15 protein-coding genes and 3 tRNA genes are annotated in these 15,216 nt (G+C 51.7%); 11 read left to right on the forward strand and 7 right to left on the reverse strand.

The features are described from left to right. Positions 1-8 precede the first annotated feature (8 nt). Both ICL55_RS33275 and ICL55_RS33280 read right to left on the reverse strand, forming a co-directional pair. Positions 9-1,178: a FecR family protein gene (locus ICL55_RS33275; RefSeq protein WP_188106038.1), complete on the reverse strand. Its 1,170-nt coding sequence runs from the start codon at positions 1,176-1,178 to the stop codon at positions 9-11. A 95-nt stretch (positions 1,179-1,273) separates the two neighbouring features. Further along, complete coding sequence (locus ICL55_RS33280; protein ID WP_188106040.1) at positions 1,274-1,876, reverse strand: RNA polymerase sigma factor; 603 nt, start codon at positions 1,874-1,876, stop codon at positions 1,274-1,276. Between the two features lie 131 nt (positions 1,877-2,007). Between ICL55_RS33280 and ICL55_RS33285 the strand changes: the two genes are divergently transcribed. Together ICL55_RS33285 and ICL55_RS33290 are read left to right on the forward strand one after the other, a co-directional pair. Further along, positions 2,008-2,814: an aminotransferase class IV gene (locus ICL55_RS33285; protein WP_188106043.1), complete on the forward strand. Its 807-nt coding sequence runs from the start codon at positions 2,008-2,010 to the stop codon at positions 2,812-2,814. A gap of 6 nt (positions 2,815-2,820) precedes the next feature. Then, positions 2,821-3,564 (forward strand): class I SAM-dependent methyltransferase, encoded by a 744-nt coding sequence (locus tag ICL55_RS33290; protein ID WP_188106045.1) that lies wholly within the window; start codon positions 2,821-2,823, stop codon positions 3,562-3,564. Here ICL55_RS33290 and ICL55_RS33295 read toward each other — a convergent pair. Beyond that, positions 3,553-4,791 carry a TolC family protein gene (locus ICL55_RS33295; RefSeq protein WP_188106047.1) on the reverse strand — a complete coding sequence of 413 codons (1,239 nt, stop codon included), beginning with the start codon at positions 4,789-4,791 and terminating at the stop codon, positions 3,553-3,555. The genes ICL55_RS33290 and ICL55_RS33295 overlap by 12 nt on opposite strands. Further along, positions 4,791-6,020: a YncE family protein gene (locus ICL55_RS33300; protein WP_188106049.1), complete on the reverse strand. Its 1,230-nt coding sequence runs from the start codon at positions 6,018-6,020 to the stop codon at positions 4,791-4,793. Before ICL55_RS33300 ends, ICL55_RS33295 begins: the two co-directional genes overlap by 1 nt. A 288-nt stretch (positions 6,021-6,308) precedes the next feature. Between ICL55_RS33300 and ICL55_RS33305 the strand changes: the two genes are divergently transcribed. Further along, a complete protein-coding gene (locus ICL55_RS33305) occupies positions 6,309-7,142 on the forward strand; it encodes a class I SAM-dependent methyltransferase (RefSeq protein ID WP_188106051.1) in 834 nt (277 codons plus the stop codon). On the opposite strand, the gene cfa is transcribed toward ICL55_RS33305, so the two are convergent. Further along, a complete protein-coding gene (gene cfa, locus ICL55_RS33310) occupies positions 7,132-8,298 on the reverse strand; it encodes a cyclopropane fatty acyl phospholipid synthase (RefSeq protein WP_188106054.1) in 1,167 nt (388 codons plus the stop codon). The two genes, ICL55_RS33305 and cfa, sit on opposite strands and share 11 nt — an antisense overlap. A gap of 332 nt (positions 8,299-8,630) precedes the next feature. Here cfa and ICL55_RS33315 point away from each other — a divergent pair, with 332 nt between their 5' ends. The 5 genes from ICL55_RS33315 (at position 8,631) to ICL55_RS33335 (ending at position 9,964) form a co-directional block, all read left to right on the forward strand. Next, a complete protein-coding gene (locus ICL55_RS33315; protein ID WP_188106056.1) occupies positions 8,631-9,230 on the forward strand; it encodes a TetR/AcrR family transcriptional regulator in 600 nt (199 codons plus the stop codon). Continuing rightward, positions 9,227-9,583, forward strand: coding sequence for a GIY-YIG nuclease family protein (locus ICL55_RS33320; RefSeq protein ID WP_188106059.1), 357 nt, complete (start codon positions 9,227-9,229; stop codon positions 9,581-9,583). The genes ICL55_RS33315 and ICL55_RS33320 overlap by 4 nt, the downstream gene beginning before the upstream one ends. A 35-nt stretch (positions 9,584-9,618) precedes the next feature. Further along, positions 9,619-9,688: transfer RNA gene (locus tag ICL55_RS33325), tRNA-Cys, on the forward strand. Positions 9,689-9,700: 12 nt separating this feature from the next. Further along, positions 9,701-9,772: transfer RNA gene (locus tag ICL55_RS33330), tRNA-OTHER, on the forward strand. Positions 9,773-9,893: 121 nt separating this feature from the next. After that, positions 9,894-9,964, forward strand: a tRNA-Ala gene (locus ICL55_RS33335). A gap of 19 nt (positions 9,965-9,983) precedes the next feature. Here ICL55_RS33335 and ICL55_RS33340 read toward each other — a convergent pair. Then, entirely contained in the window at positions 9,984-10,961 is a 978-nt protein-coding gene (locus ICL55_RS33340; RefSeq protein WP_188106060.1) for a leucine-rich repeat domain-containing protein, read from the reverse strand. A gap of 36 nt (positions 10,962-10,997) precedes the next feature. Then, a complete protein-coding gene (locus ICL55_RS33345; protein WP_188106063.1) occupies positions 10,998-12,455 on the reverse strand; it encodes an SDR family NAD(P)-dependent oxidoreductase in 1,458 nt (485 codons plus the stop codon). A gap of 98 nt (positions 12,456-12,553) precedes the next feature. Between ICL55_RS33345 and ICL55_RS33350 the strand changes: the two genes are divergently transcribed. From ICL55_RS33350 to ICL55_RS33360, 3 genes are all read left to right on the forward strand, one after another. Further along, positions 12,554-13,549, forward strand: coding sequence for a hypothetical protein (locus ICL55_RS33350; RefSeq protein WP_188106065.1), 996 nt, complete (start codon positions 12,554-12,556; stop codon positions 13,547-13,549). A gap of 72 nt (positions 13,550-13,621) precedes the next feature. Continuing rightward, on the forward strand, positions 13,622-14,266 hold the full coding sequence (gene trhA, locus ICL55_RS33355; RefSeq protein WP_223151679.1) for a PAQR family membrane homeostasis protein TrhA: 645 nt from the start codon (positions 13,622-13,624) through the stop codon (positions 14,264-14,266). 11 nt (positions 14,267-14,277) lie between these two features. After that, the gene (locus ICL55_RS33360) at positions 14,278-15,132 is read left to right on the forward strand and encodes a YwqG family protein (RefSeq protein WP_188106067.1); all 855 of its coding nucleotides are present in this window, start codon (positions 14,278-14,280) and stop codon (positions 15,130-15,132) included. The last annotated feature ends 84 nt before the right edge of the window (positions 15,133-15,216 follow it).

The following is a 15,216-nucleotide window of genomic DNA, read 5'->3' on the forward strand; positions in this document are numbered from 1 at the left end:
CCGTTTTTTTATTCCAGGATGATGATCATATCTTTTGCCTGATGTCCCTCTCCGGCCCTGACAAGCCTGAAACGGGCCTGGCCGGTTTGTTCCAGCATACGCACTACTTTGGACAACGGCTGGTTTCTGGCGATCTGCCCGGTGTAGTGTATATCGGGCTTCGCTTCATATTTTACTTCGACGTCATACCAACGTTCCAGGCAACGCATCACTGTTTCCAGGTCCGCATTGTCGAACAGGAATAGCCCGTTCTTCCAGGCGATAACATCGGGCGCAAAGGTGCGCGCTACCGTGAGCGGCTGGCTACCGTTATGTGCGGCGATCGCCTGCTGCCCCGGCTCCAGCATAACGCTGGCATCTTTTCCGGGTGTGTTCACTTTCACCCGGCCGCTGACCAGTGTGGTGACAGTATTCGCTTCATTCGTGTAGGCGTTGATGTTGAAACTGGTGCCTAGTACATGAATCTCCTGTGCGGCTGTTTTTACCCGGAAAGGCTGTGTGGCGTTGGTGGCCACTTCAAAATAAGCCTCTCCCTGTAACTCCACCGTCCTGTCGGTTCCGCTGAAAGCAGTGGGATAACGCAGGGCGGAAGCGGTATTGAGCCATACAACGGTGCCGTCGGGCAGTATTACCCGGAACTGGCCGCCGCGCGGGGTCGTCAGCGTATTATAGCTGGTCCCGGCGCCGGGCGATTGTACGCTGTATTGCAGCTGTCCACCAGACTGACGGATGGTGGTCTGCTGCTGACCGATTACCTGCTGGCCACTGCTGTCCAGTGCTACGGTACTGCCGTCTGCCAGTGTCAGCACTGCTTTATTGCTGCCAGGTGCTTTGTCGGCCAACGGGGCCACCACCTCATGGCGGGGCCGGGTGAGCAGCCACGTGCTGCTGCCTAATAACAACAGCCCCGCAGCCGCTGCCCACCAGCTGCGGCGAAGGTAACGAACGACGGACGAAGAGGCCGGCTTCCCGGTAATGTGCTGTAAAGTAGCCTGTATGGCTTTTTCAGACATAGTGGCTGTGCCGCTGGTGGTACGGAACAACTGATCGATGTTTGTTTTTAAGACGGTTTCATGTTCAGGTTGCTGCATCAGCAGGTCAAACTCCCGGAGCTCCCCGGGCGTAGCCTGACCGGCAACGTACCTGTTAAATAAATATTCCAGTCGATTTTGGTCCATATAAGCTGTAAGCGGGCGTAAATAGTAGGTGGTACGGTCCCGTTTATATAAAGACCCCGGAAGAAAAGCGGGTGGGGGGTGTCCCGGAAAAAAAATTAATTGAGGGATTGCAGGCTCCAGACGAAGATCAGCTCTGCCCCGATCAGGAAGGCATCATGGGATTCCAGAAAACCGCGGATGTTTTTAATGGCCAGCGAAAGATGTTCTTTAACGGTGTCCGGCCGGATCTGCATACGGGCGGCGATCTCCTCCCGCTTCAATCCTTCCTCGCGGCTCAGACGCCACGCTGTCTGCTGCCGCAGCGGTAACTGGCTCACCGCCTTGTTCACCAGCTCATGGTAATTGCGGTAAATGATCTGCTCATCGGTTTCGTTGGAAACAGGCAAGGGTAGTTCAAGCGTGTCTAATATTACTTTCAGCCGGGTACTGCGACGAAGGGCTTTGTATGCATCGTTACGCGCGATGATGAACAACCACGAAGGAATGTCCATGATGTCCGGCAGCTGCGCCTGTTGTTTCCATACTTTCACGAAAACATCCTGCACCAGCTCTTCGGCAACGGATTCCGTCTGCGTCAGCATCAATCCTACTTCATAAATTTTCTGGTAATGGTGACGGAAAAAGACAGCAAACGCGGACTCATCACCTTTGGCTATACGGGCAACGATCTCCCTTTCATTATATTGACTGCCCTTCATCAGTTAAAAGTATGTCCCCTGGCTCACAAAAGTTGGTATGGCTGGTTTGGGCGCTAAAGTATCAAAATCTTTTTAAAAACCCAAACACCGGCGCTTTCAGGGCATTTGCCAAACTTTAAGTAGCTTTAAGGATGGACAATATGTTTGTACAGGAACTGGACGGCAGACCACTCACTTTGGCAGATATGCCCGGAATGATGGCATTACAGTATGGTCATTTTACGGCTATGCAGGTACGACAACGACAGGTGAAGGGACTACGCCTTCATCTGGAAAGACTTGCTGGAAGCAGCCGTCAGCTGTTTGGTTGCCGCGTGCCGGAACAACATATTATCGATTGTCTGCATCGGATCACGGAAGAACAGGAATCCTGTTCCATCCGGGTAAATATTTTTACTACCGCCTTCGGACAAACGAACATCAGGGAAAAAGACCTGCACGTGCTGATCACTAAAACACCGGTGGTAGAGCCGGCCAGTCGTCCGCTGAGCGTAAAAACAGCCCGCTTTAAACGCCTGCTGCCGGAAATTAAACACGGCGGCATCGTTTCCGGAATTTTAGCCTATCGCCGTAAAGCCATGGCCGCCGGTTTCGACGATGTGTTGTATGTCGATGAACAACAGCACATCTCCGAAGGCTCCATCTGGAACGTCGGTTTTTATGACGGAAAAAGCATTGTATTACCTGCCACACCCGCACTGCCGGGCATTATGGTCCAGTTGCTTTCGGACAGCCTGTGGAACCACGGCGTGGCGGTCATCCATCGAAATATATCACTGTCGCAGTTACACGAATATAAAAACGTGTTTTATACCAACTCTGTTAACCATCGGGGGATGATTACGCAGATAGACCAACATATGTTCGACAATAATCAGGATACGTTGTCTGACATACTGGAACGGGCCTACGATGCGGTACCCTGGGATAACCTGTAAACCACCATGAAAGAAAATAAGTACGATGATCCCGGCTTCTTCGAAAACTACAGCCGGATGCCACGCTCCGTTGAAGGACTCAACGCTGCAGGCGAATGGGAAGTGTTCCGCAACCTGCTGCCTCCTTTGCAAAACAAACGCGTACTGGACCTCGGATGCGGCTTTGGATGGCATTGCCGTTATGTGATGGAACAACAGGCCGCGAGCGTTATTGGAATGGACCTCTCCGAAAAAATGCTGGAGCAGGCACGCCTGCGCAATGGCGGCCCTGGTATCACCTACCTGCGCGAAGCCATGGAAGACATTGATTTCCCGCCCGGCTCCTTTGATGTGGTGCTGAGCTCCCTCGCACTGCATTATTCGGAACATTACGATCTCATCTGCCGCAAAATATTTGACTGCCTGTCGGCAGGCGGCCATTTTGTATTCTCTACCGAACATCCGGTATTTACCGCCATAGCGGCGCAGGACTGGTACCTGGATGCTGCCGGTCAACGGTTACACTGGCCGGTAGATCATTATCAGGACCAGGGCCGTCGGACAACCCGCTTCCTCGATACGGATGTGGTGAAGTACCACCGTACTGTTGCCACCCTGATCAATGGCTTGCTGGATGCAGGTTTTATGATTACCCGCGTGGAAGAACCGAAACCTTCACCGGCGGTGCTGGAGAAATACCCGGAAATGAAAGACGAAACCCGCCGGCCTATTTTTATACTGATAGCAGCGCAGAAACCATCAACGGTATAGCAGCCAATCATAGGTGATAATCATTTCATATAGCTGTTGCCGGTAGTCGTGCAGCAGCACTTCCATCGTGGTCACGGCCTCCATAGAACGGAGCACCGTGGTCAGGTCCAGCCTGTTTTCCTGATATCGCGCAATATCAGCTTCCAGCGCCAGTTGCAGCGCCGGCAGTATTTTGCCGGTAATGCCATATATACGTTGCTGTTGTATATGGATATCGTGTTCCAGCGTCGTTAGCCGGGCCTGTGTTTGTTGGAGCAGGGCCGTACGTTGCTGCGCCAGCGACACAATGTTGGCGGCGATGGCCTGTGCCTTTCTGCGATGGTAGCCAGCGGCCCACGGCGCCAGCGGTATCCGGATACCGGCCATGATGTTGAAACTGTTGGGTACCAGCGGTGACACAGGAAAGAACTGATAAAAGCCGATGTTGAATCCCGGCTGCTGCTCCCACCGGAGCAGTTTCCTTCCCAGATATTGCCACTGTATGGCTTCTTCCAGCTGATAAATCCGTTTGTTGGCCAGCGCGAGCGAAGCCGTATCGGTGTGGCCGGGTGTAAACACCGGCATGTAATTGCTGTCGGTGGCCAAAGGTACAGAGAGAGGTAACAGGCTGCTCAACCTGGCTTCGCAGCCGGCGGCCAGCGCTTCCTGAGAAAGGATACGGTTATGCACGACGGAAAGCTGCACAACAGCGGTACTCACATCGGCTGGTTGTGCCTGCCGGTAAGGTAGCCTCGCCATCGCTATCTGGTGGAGGAAAGACAATATCTGCTCCTGATGCCGCAATGTTGCTGCTTTTCGCAGGGCCATCACCTGGCGGATATACTGTTGCCGGGCAGTGAAGTGCAACTGATGTAAGGCAATGGCCTTCGCGGTCAGCTCCATGTTTGCCTGAAAGGCAAGATATTGATAACGGCTCCGCAGCTGCGCCGGATGCGGTATTTCCTGCTCTGCCTGTATGATGCTGCTGCCCAGCGCAATATCGTTATACACGCGGCGGGCCGACCACGGGATCATAAACGTGCCGGCACCTACCACTGGCGGCGCCCACGCTAAAGCTGCGGCGGCGCTCAACCGGTAAGCCTGCGCTCTCAGCGTATATGCCTGCAACAGCAGATGGCTGCGTGCTATGCGGGGCAACATGCTGTCGGGCGGGAGCACAGGCGCCGGTTGTGCGTGTAACCTTTGCAGTGTGGCTATCAGAAATATGACGAGTAACCGGAATGCCATCAGTGGTGCATGTAGTGTGCCTTGCCCAGCGTACCTTCTATGGATTCGGGCAATAGCTGGTATTTGTTGCGCATGTCCACGGTGCCCAGCTTCTCACCCGTATGGATGTCCACCACATCGATCGTACCGGCATTGAGATTGGGCAGGTTAAGCAGATTATTTTGTACGGCTACTACGGAGCGGCCGGATTTAGTCTTAAAAAAAGCCATGTGATGCGCGCCTTTGTCGGCTGGCAAAGTCCGTATCAGCCTTAGTTCCGGAAGATAGTTGAGGTCAAAGACCAGAATTTTTCCCGGCTGCCCAAAACTCACATACAGCAGTTTGTCAGCTGCAATGTAAAACTCCAATGCCCAGCCCAGGCCTTTGGAGGAGCCTTTTAATACCCGCTTAAACTCGCTATACCGCCGGGCTTCATCGTTGAAAGTCGCCATCCATATATCACCGCCGATCATCGTGTTGGCCAGGGCATAGCGGGGGTACTCGTTGCGGAGCAACAGCACTTCCACGGGGCTGGACAGGTCCGTGGCGCTGTCTGCCACACGGTAGGTTTGGATGATATCGAACGTGTTCATGTCTATCAGCGTACAGGTGTTACCGATACCGCTGGTCAGATCAGGATGAATGGTCGACGTCACCATCGCGAGATTTTTATCTTCAAAAATGGAGATGCCATGCGGATACATAATGAATTTGTCAGGATGCTCCTCCACAGAGGAGGAGATGGTTTTGATCAGCTGATTGTTATGGGCATTAAAGACACCTACGCTGCCATCGCGGATACCACCCTTGCCACCCATGAAGGTCACCCAGTACTGTCCGCTGCGGGTGAAGAAAATATCTTCTCCCACCGTATTACCACCGGTGTTGATGGGATTTACCTGATAGATGACAGGGTATCCTTCATGGTTCCATTCCATTTTTAATTCATAGAGATAACTGCCGCCCAGCGCGGTCGTATAGAGCTTTTTCTCATCGCGGTTGAAATACAGGTGATGTGGTAAGACTCCCTTCCCCAGCTCTCTCTGGTGGAGGATCTTCCCGAAATCAGGAGATTCCGGGTCCAGCTCCATCACGGCCACGCCGTCATTTCCACCGGCCAAATGCCGGTAGTCGATGAAGAAAAGGGTTGGCTGCTTGTTGGCGGGGTCTTCTATTTTTTTACAGGCATGCAATAGCAGCAGGCAGCAACAGCAGGTCAGGGTTTTGGTCAACAAATTGAAGTGTATCATACGTGGTTCGTTTTAAAACGTGTATACAGGGGCTACTCTATCACTAGCATTACATAAGATCATATTCCGTACATCAGCTCCCCGGCGTTGAATTACGGATGACGCTGGTATCCGCCATAAGCCTGGGATGTAGCGTCGTTGTTAAAGCTGGCAGACAAGATAGGAATCCTCATTGCAGTTTAATACTGATGCTGTTTTGCGCTTGCAGGGACTATTTTTAGCGTTGCTTGTACCGCTTGCCGGTGCCGTAATTTGTTACCTATTTGTGAACCTTTAATTCCACCCACCATGGAAAATGCTTTGTACCCCGGCGATTATTGGGATAGTCGTTCGAGTGACCGAAAACAATGGGAAGCCGTAATTAACCTCTTTCTGAAACCTGTAACAACTGCCTTGTTGCAACATCTTCACTTAAAAAATCCATCGCGGATACTGGATGTTTGTACCGGTACCGGAGAATCAGGATTATCTATTGCACAGTTATATCCGGACGTGCAGGTAACGGGAACGGATATATCTCCCCGGATGCTGGAAATCGCCATGGCAAAAGCCAGAGAAAGGGGACTCGCTAATTTTGAAGTGGTCTGTTGTGATGCGGCTGCTATGCCTTTTGATGACCACCTGTTCGATGCCGTTGTATGCAGGAACGGCATTATGTTTTTTAAAAATATTACGGAGGGACTCAAAGAAATAAACCGGGTGCTGAAACCCGGCGGGCGATTGGCAGTTTCTGCCTGGGGCCTGCTGGAGCAGAACTTATGGATCAACCTTGTATTGGACACGATCGCTGCTGTTACCCGCAGAAAGCTGTATAACCAGCATGTGCCGGGCATGTTTCATTGTATGCAACCCGGTGTGATGGCCGACTGGTTTGAAACAGCGCAATTGCAATCCGTACACGAGGAGGAGCTGACGGGCATTGTACAGTTCAATTCTGTAGATGATCACTGGCATTACGTCACGCGTGTCAGTGCTGATGTGGTGAATGCATTAAGCGATATTCCTGCGTCCGTACAGGAGATCATCCGGTCAGATGTGGCTGCCAAAGTGGGGCGCCATGTGATTGATGGTAAACTGTATTTTCAGTGGAGCCTGCGGGTCACCTCCGGCGTCAGGGCTTGATGGCATTGGCGTATGTAAGGCCGCTGTTTTCCCGGGAGGCGGCAAAATGATATCCGCCAGGAAGGCCATTCTTAGACAGCACGATCTGCCACAGCTGGCTGTGACGCGCCCGGAAGGAAGCGGCGCAGGACAACAGGTAATATTTCCACATGCGGAAAAAAGTCTGGTCGTAACGGCTTTTTAGTTTGTCCCAGTTGGCGGTAATATTTTCAAACCAGGCCATGAGGGTTTTATCGTAATTGACGCTGAAGTTCTCCCAGTGCTCCATCACGAAAATGCCTTCTATGGCCTGGCCTATCTGCCGGATGGTAGGGATCACGGCACCGGGGAAAATGTATTTGTTGAGCCATTGATCAGTGAAGGCGACGGTTTCATTGCCGCCGATGGTATGCAGCAGGAACAGGCCGTTATCTTTCAGACAGCGGGCGGCCACTTTCATATATTCGCTGTAGTTATGCGGTCCTACGTGCTCAAACATACCGAGTGAAACAATGGCGTCGAATTTTTCGTTGAGCAGGCGGTAGTCCTGCAGCCGGATGGTAACGGGCAGGCCGGCGCACAGCTGCTGCCCAAGGGCTACCTGTTCTTTGGAGATGGTCACTCCGGTAACGGTTACCCCATATTTTTCCGCCGCATATTTCGCAAAGCTTCCCCACCCGCAACCGATGTCGAGTACATGCATGCCAGGCTTCAGCTGCAGCTTACGGCAGGAGAGGTCTAGTTTGTTTTCCTGCGCTTCATCCAGCGTGGCGGCGTTGTCCCAGAAGGCGCAGGTATAGGTGAGCCTTTTGTCCAGCATGTTCTGGAAAAGATCGTTGCCCGCGTCGTAGTGTTGCTGGCCGTTACGGGTGGCCCGTGCCGGCCGCTGGAAGTTAAACACCCGCGCCAGCAGGATGTCCATCTTCAGCCGCAGACTTCTGCGGACACGCTTGTCGAGGTTGGACCGCAATATTTTATAGAAAAATTCGTCGAGCCGGAGACTGTCCCAGTAGCCTTCCATATAGGATTCTCCCAGTCCGAGAGAGCCCTCATACAAAGCACGGGCGTAAAAATCATCGTTGTATACGTGAATGTCCCACGGGTCGTTTCCATTTACCGTGATACCCGCTGCTGATAACAACCGGGTGACAATGCCTTTTGTTTTTTCGTTGTTCATGGCTGTATAACAAGTTAACAGGCCAGGGAAGGTATTTGTTCCCGCTAAAATGATTTTTCTGGTGATTGATGGCCGGGCTATTGTGGTATCTGCCGGCTTCCGGCAGTATCCGGATAGCCCAATAACAACATATTTAAATTCCTGAGGTGTCGGGCCGTTTTGGGGTGCGATCGCCTTAACAAATGTAACGATATTCTGCCGGTAAAAATCATCCGGCTGCACACCTGTGGCAGCTTGGGCTGAGCCTGTTGCTAAGTTTTGGTAGCAGGCTTTTTTGAAATTTGAACAGTGTTCATTATTTTTGCAGGTATTAAAAATGTGTTAGGGTAATTATGAAGAACAAGGCCTTACAGGAACAACGCATCAGAGGGTATTTCATTGAAGCGACCAAAGAGATCCTGAAAAGTGAAGGACTGAAAAGCGTAAGCGTACGCAACATCGCGGAAAAAGCAGGATATTCCTTCGCTACGTTGTACAACTACTTTAAGGACGCGAAAGACCTGGTATTTCTTTGTGTACAGGATTTTCAGGAGGAATGCAACGTATACGTGACCACACGCACGGCCAAAGCAGCAAGAGGGGAGAAAAAGCTGCGCGCCATCCTGTTGGCCTGGCTCGAATATTTTGTACAATACCCGGGCATCTTCGAACTGTTTTTTATGGAGAAGTTGTCCGACCTCAACAAACAACCGGATACCGCTCCGATGATCACCGGCTTTCTGGATAAACTGTGTGAGGGAGAATGGAAATACCTCATCGCCCATAAAACCGTGAGCAGCGCTGTGGCGGCCAATAAAAAGGCAGCCTTGTTATATGGCCTTTCCGGCTTGTTGCTGTTGTACATCAACCGGCAAACCCCTTCGGGCTACCCGGCTTTCCTGAAAGCCGCCAACACATTTATTGACAGCCAGCTTAAAGAGATAACGACATGAAATCAAAAAAGGAATTAAAAGAGACTTACCGGCAGATGTCTTTTCGTATGGGCGTGTTTGGTGTGCGCAGCAAAGAGAATAACCGGATATGGATACATCACAGCATGGACCTCGACCGGGCATGGAACTCGGTCAGGCTGCAATTATCATCCAACACACATCCCAATGCGGCGTTGCAGGAAGACTGGAACCGGCTGGGGGAAGATAATTTTATCTACGAGATCGTAGAGGAATTGGCAGACACGAAAGATCCTGCGGTGGACTATAAAAAGGAAGTACAGGCGCTGTACAAACTATGCCTCGAAGAACTGCAACCGTACCACGAAAAAGGATATCATCAGCAGAAAAGCTGAACCAATACACATTTTAATTATATTGCGCCCGCAATAAGCTGTAGTTTAATGGAAAAACACGCGACTGCAAACCGCGAGATGTAAGTTCGATTCTTCCCGGCTTTATTGCGCTATCCAGGGGGATAGTTTAAAATGGAAAAACACCGAGACTGCTCGTCCGGAGATATAGGTTCGAGCCCTGTTCCTCCACAATTTTTGCTGATAACCTTCACGGGTATACGAAAAAGCGAAGCCTGGTAACATACCAGGCTTCGCTTTTTAAAATTCAGGTAAAAAATATTCGGAATTATTTCTATGTTTGCGCCCGTGACGGACCGTGGCTCAAGGGAAGAGCGTCTGCTCTGCAAGCAGAAGGTGGGAGTTCGATTCTCCCCGGTTCTGTCACATTTTCCTCCCTTTTTTAACGATATACGCTTTTAATCGCTTTGCTGTCCGGATGCGTGAAATTATCCGGTGATGCCGGAAAATCTTTCATCGCGGAAAGATGTAATGGTAAATTCCCTTTGGCGCCCAGCGCTTTGGTAGAGGGCGCGTAACTCAAATCCACCCATTTCAGGTATGGCCTCGTACGCAGCAGATCATGCAGCAGCTGCATCCCTTCGGCCTCAATACCGCAGCTTGACAAGCTGAGTTGTTCCAGTGTGGTATTCTGTTTCAGGCCACGCATCAGGTGCGCCACTCCTTTGTCGCCAATGTTATTGACGCTCAGGAAAAGAGACTTCAGGTGTTTGTTTTCCATGAGCATATCGCTCACCGGGACCATCATATCGGCGGTGAGATAGTTGCCGCTCAAATACAGCCTTTCTACGGTCGTGTTTTTCTTCAGGTATTCCAGCAGTGTCAGGAAACCTTCGCCGACACAGGTGTTCACCAGGTCCAGCGTACGCAGGTGCGGGTTTTGTTGCAGCAGCTGTACAATGTTTTCCATACTGTGACTGCCGATGGGATTTCTTTTGAGCCACATGCTTCTGACAGACTGATTTCCGCTGAGGGCTTCACAGAGCGCCTGCGCGCCGGCCTGCTCTATGTAGTTGCAGCCAAGGTAAACGGTTTCAATGGTATTGTTCACGGCTACCAGGTCTGCAACAGCCTGGGCACCGGGATTGCCGAAAGCATTGGTGCCCATCAGGATATGTTTGATCTGTGTGTTTTGCAGGAGCGCGGCAGTCACCAGCTGTGTGCCTTCCACGCCCAGCTGCTGTTTGCACATGTCCAGCCGGCCGTCGGTGGTAACAGTACCTACCGGAAATACCAGATTGGTAACGGGCAACGGCTCATTGTTTTCCAGATACTGCAACACAGGGTCCAGATCGCTCCGGTCGAAAGAGAAGGTCTGCTTCACATGATCAACGGGACATACAACGGTATTATTCTGCATATAAATATCTTTTACGGGTGATGATCAACATAAATTTTACCAGGCATAGGGCACATAGTCTTTCAGGAAATGCCCAAACAGCGGGATCTCCGGACTGGCAAGGCCGGATACTACCGGGTCGTAGATGCGGGCCATGCCATCTGTTTCATCCAGCGGCGGCACAAATCCGTCTTCTTCGTATAGCCGTTCTTTTTTGGGATGCGGGTTTTCCTGCGTGATCCAGCCGGTGTCTACACTATTCATATAGATGCCATCCAGCGCATAGTCCTGTGCAGACGTGCGCGTCATCATATTCAATGCCGCCTTGGCCATATTGGTATGCGGATGGAAAGGCGTTTTGGAGCCACGGTTGAACTGCCCTTCCATGGCGGACACGTTGATGATGAACCTACGCGGGAAAGGCGATTGTGTCAGCAACGCTTTTAGTTTGCTGTTGAGCATAAAAGGCGCGGTCACGTTCACCAGCTGCGTTTCCAGCATTTCGCCCGGTGGCACCTCGTCCAGGCGCAGGGTCCAGCTGTTGCTGGCGCGCAGGTCTATCTGCTGCCGGTCTTTATCATACTGTCCCTCCGGAAAGCACTGGTGTATTTCGGCAGGCAGTAGTTGTTGTTCCCAGGCATCGCCGAGATAACGGAAAGGCGGGGCGGGGGCGAGGCAGGGGCGCACTGCCTCCGGCAGGGCTTCCAGCGGCGCTTCTTCTGTGGCAAAAAGATGCTGGTAAAAGGCTGTCGGCCTTTTGACCGTCTGCGCGGCGTTGTGTATCAGGATGTCCAGATGACTTTCTTCGGCATACAGCTGGTGGATGAACTGGTTCACCTGTCCCAGGTTGCGCAGGTCCAGCGCTACTATTTTGAGGCGGTGGGCCCATTCGGAAAAATCCTTTTCTTCGCTGAAACGCAAGGCGCAGTCTTTGGCAAAGCGGGTGGTGACCCATACGCGGGCGCCATCGCGCAACAGCCGCAGGGTGGTCAGGTACCCGATCTTGATACGTCCGCCGGTAACTACGGCTACGCGCCCACGAAGATCGGCACGCTGTAATCGTTTGCTATAGTTCAGCTCCGCACAAACGGGGCACAGCATATGATAGAAGAAATGTACTTTCTGATAGGGCGCCTGGCAGGTATAACAACGCTGTGTGGTGGTCAGTGTCAGGTCTTCTTTTTTATCGGCCGGCAGGCCGGTGTCGGGCAACTCATATTTCCTGAAGAGCTGTGTCTGGGAAAGCACCTCCTTTTTATCGTACTGCCGCAGGATATCCTGCTTCTGTGATATCTGTTGCAGCCGCTGTAAGGTCATCCTCACGGCCGGTGGCGCTACAGCCGCCAGGGTGGCTGCTGCCACGGCAGCTTTGTTCTCCTTCTTGGCACGCTTGTACAGCTTGGTCACCAGCCCTTTTAACATCATATCGTCCGGCGACTGGTCCGGGTCTCTTGATAAGACCTGTAGTACTTTCATACAGGTGTCCCATTCTTCTTGTGTAAATGCTCGCTCCATCTTCCTCGTTGGGTTAAAAAATAAATTGGATGACTAAAGATAGATGTTATTAATTTATGTTGATATATTTGTGCCTGCACCCTATTAACATAACCACGATGATCTCACGCTTCCGCATACACCGCGCCTATGCTTTTCTCACACTGCTGGCAGTTATTCTCCTGATGGGATGTGCTAAAGAGCACTCTCAGGAAGGCCCTGCAACAGATCCTGTTGTGCCACCGGCCAATACGGCCATCTACGCGGTAGACCAAAAGGCGGGCGCCTGCGCAGACATCCTCGTGACGGGTACCTTTAAGGTAGGGGTCGCGGTGGCGGCAGACGCAAAAATAGAAGTACAGGTGACAGTGGCAGTACCCGGCTCCTGGGTGCTGACTACCGGAAAAGTCAATGGAATGGAGTTTATCGGGGCCGGAACTTTTACGGCGGCCGGCAAACGTGCCATTACCCTGATCGCCAGAGGTACGCCGGAAAAGGAGGGGACCTTTAATTTTCCGCTAAAAACGGCCGGTTCCTCCTGTAATATAGCTATAAAAGTAATTGGCGACGGACCGGAAGTACCGCTTCCACAGGCTGATTTTTATTATAAGCTGACGGCTAACGGGAAAGACTATTCGCAGGAAGTGACCACCATTAATAACTATATGCTCACCTCCGAAACTACCGGCGGCAATGATGTGCTGCTGGGCTCCGGCGTCAACTGGGCGGGCAACAGCCTGCCGGCCGGCAAAACGGAACTGCTCGTAGCGAAAGGCATGCTGGCTAATTTTGACGCCGCCAGCAACCAGGATTTCAAAAACTTCTTCCTGCCGGGCGACTACGGTTATATGATCATGAACAATCAGACCTTCGGCACCGGCGTGATACTGACCTGGACCGACGAAAACGGCAAAACCTGGTCTACGGTGAATGGCACTACCGTGCAGCCTACAGGCACTTTCACCATCGTCAGCACAGAAGATTGGGCCGGCTACAGCGGCTACTATGGCGTAAAAGTAAAGATGCGCTTCAGCTGCAAATTCTATGATGAAACGGGCGCCACGCTCAATATCACCAATGGAGAGATGGTAGGCGGATTTGTCAAAAAAAGATGATCCTATAGACAATCTCTATCACGGCGCATTCCCGGTTTGTCCTACATTTACAGCCGTTAAATGTTTTGACTCATGGGAATGACAGCTTCACCAACAGGCTATACCCGGAAGCAGGAAATCGTAAACGGACTGGTACATGCCATCGGTATTGTATTCGGTATCAGCGGCCTTCCGGTATTGACAAGCATCGCCGCCACACACGGTAACACGCCGGGAATAGTGGGCGCAGGGATCTACAGCTTTTGTTTTATCTTACTTTTCACCTGTTCAACGATCTATCATATTTCCCAGGAGTCGGCCGTCAAAAAAGTATTTCTCATCTTCGATCATATCAGCATCTATTTTCTGATTGCCGGTACCTATACGCCTTTTTTGCTGGTGTATATGAACAACGCTTTCGGTATCTCACTACTGTCGGTGCTATGGGGACTTACCGCCGTCGGTATTCTCTTTAAAGTATTTTTCACCGGACGCTTCGATATCATCTCCACCCTCATTTATCTGGTGATGGGTTGGATGCTGGTCGTTGGCGGTAAACGCTTCTTCACCGACCTGCCGCTATCAGTAGTGGTGATGTTATGTGTGGGTGGCGGCTTGTATACCATCGGCGTGATCTTTTATATCTGGGACAAATACAAGTACACCCACGCCCTTTGGCACCTGCTGGTACTTTCCGGCGCTGTATGCCACTATGTAGCCATTTTGTTATCCATGTAAATATTGTAACCTTGACGATTGAACAGTATAAGGAGTTAATCCACGAATTCGAACTGTCGGAGGTAGCAGATTATCTGCTCGCTGCCGGCCGCCCCATCATCAATCTCACCCTGGTGGAAAAAGAAAACTATCAGCTGACGGGTAATTCCCGTATAGCCGGTGAACCAGACCTGCCGCCAGGATTTGTGTGGCCGCTGACGGCCGAAGGTGAGCCCATGAGCTTCATTGCGCAGCTGGACCTCGAAGCCATCTATCCGCAGGATACACAACAATTGTTGCCCCCTGCCGGTATCCTGTATTTTTTTATGGGAGATATGCAACAGGCACGCAACATCGCGCACAAGGTGATATATGTGGCTGATAAGACAGGGCTGCGGCGCACCCCGCCTCCGGGCACTACCATCCTGGAAAAAGAGGAACGGTTTACCGGGTACCGGCTGTCATCCGCCGCGTCTGTCATGCCGCCCAACTATGCGTATGCAGACTACGACCAGCTCTCCGAAGACGAAATGGACGCGCTGGATGACCTCTGCATGCACCTCACAGAAGGCGTAGGCCGCATCGGTGGGTATGCTGATGGTCAACATGATGACCATAACATCGCGGCAGCGATGTACCTGGAGGCAGGCCAGCCTTATGACTATTTCCCCAAGAATGCCCGCAATACGCTGTTGAAACACTTTAAAGGCGACCAGCAGGCAGTGGAGGCCGCGATCGATGATATGACGCTGCTGCTGCAGATTGACTCAGACAGCGCCGTGGGTTTCTGCTGGTGGGATGCTGGCTGCATTCAATTTATGATGCCGAAAAAAGCACTGCGTGCCCGCGCATTTGACAGCACATATCTGAGCCTGTATAGCTCATAACGATGACAACCACGATTATCGCTGCTGATGCGGGGATAGATCGATGTTTGATCAGGTCGGTCTGCTGACGATCGCAGGTGGGCT

It is taken from the genome of Chitinophaga varians (assembly GCF_014529945.1).
Classification (GTDB): Bacteria; Bacteroidota; Bacteroidia; order Chitinophagales; family Chitinophagaceae; genus Chitinophaga; species Chitinophaga varians.